Source organism: Streptomyces apricus (assembly GCF_008369065.1).
Taxonomy (GTDB): domain Bacteria; phylum Actinomycetota; class Actinomycetes; order Streptomycetales; family Streptomycetaceae; genus Streptomyces; species Streptomyces apricus.
This window is the reverse complement of sequence record NZ_VDFC01000239.1, coordinates 1-1051: the sequence shown is the minus strand read 5'-3', so window position 1 is coordinate 1051 and position 1051 is coordinate 1. Positions and strand designations below refer to the sequence as shown.

Below are 1051 nucleotides of genomic sequence, written 5' to 3'. Positions count from 1 at the left end.
GGGCTCGGGCGGGTGTTCAGCCGGCGGTGAGTACCGCGCGTTCCGGCGCTGTGGCGGCGCGGGAGGCTTCCTCGTAGACCGCGGCGCCGCGGCCCGCGGACAGGTCCACGGTGGCGAGGACCGAGGCCAGTACCACGTTGGGCAGGATGTGGCGCAGCAGCTGGGAGACGCGCCGGTCCAGGTCCTGGTAGCCGCTGATGATCTGCGACATGGCCTGCACGCCGGCGAAGGAGCCCACCAGGACGTCCGCGGTCTCGGAGGGGACCACGTGGGGCAGCAGTTCCCCGCGCGCCTCCTCCAGGAGCCCCAGGACGATCTCGCTCCAGCGCAGGAAGGGGCCGCTGCGGTCCAGTTCGGTCGCCTGCTGGTCCAGCGACAGCCGCACGCCCGCCCGGACCATGGGGTCGGTCTGCAGGCGGTGGGCGTGCAGCGCGACGGTGTCGACGACCTCCTGGACCTTGGAGTGGCGGGCGGGCACCACCAGGCGCTGGTCCTGTTCGGCCAGGACGCCCTGGGCCAGGTGTTCCTTGGACTCGAAGTGGAAGTACAGCGCGCCCTTCGTCACGTTGGCGGTGGCGAGGATCTCGGTGATGGTGGCGGCCTGGTACCCACGATCCTCGAACACCTTTGCGGCTGCCGCCAGGATGGCCTGGCGCGTACGGACCGCCCGATCCTGTTTGACCACTTTCTCCTACCGTTCCCGAAGTCGCTGGGTCACGTGAACCCCTACTCAAAAAAACCGTCAAGTATGTATCTTACAACAGGGTGCACGCCGAGGTCTGTGCGCCGGACGACTTTTTCGGTGAAGAAAGCGGACCGCGACGTCTGTTCGGCGGCGGTCGACGACGGGGGACGCATGATTTTGGTGACGGGGGCGACAGGCACGGTGGGGCGGCTGGCGCTGGAGCAGCTGCCGGCCGGGCGGGCGGTGCGGGTGCTGGCGCGCGATCCCTCCCGGGTGCGGGTGCCGCGTGCGGGGGTGGAGGTGGTGCGCGCCCACTACGGGCGGGTGCCGCGTGCGGGGGTGGAGGTGGTGCGCGCCCACTACGGG

At 70.4% G+C, this 1051-nt stretch carries 1 protein-coding gene and 1 pseudogene; one reads left to right on the top strand and one right to left on the bottom strand.

What is annotated here, in order from left to right; translation table 11 throughout:
* Positions 1–16: 16 nt before the first annotated feature.
* The gene (locus tag FGF04_RS39435) at positions 17–685 is read right to left on the bottom strand and encodes a ScbR family autoregulator-binding transcription factor (protein WP_149516198.1); all 669 of its coding nucleotides are present in this window, start codon (positions 683–685) and stop codon (positions 17–19) included.
* Positions 686–802: 117 nt separating this feature from the next.
* On the opposite strand from FGF04_RS39435, the pseudogene FGF04_RS40550 reads away from it, so the two are divergent.
* Positions 803–1051 (top strand): annotated as a pseudogene (locus tag FGF04_RS40550) (hypothetical protein); the annotation flags it as partial.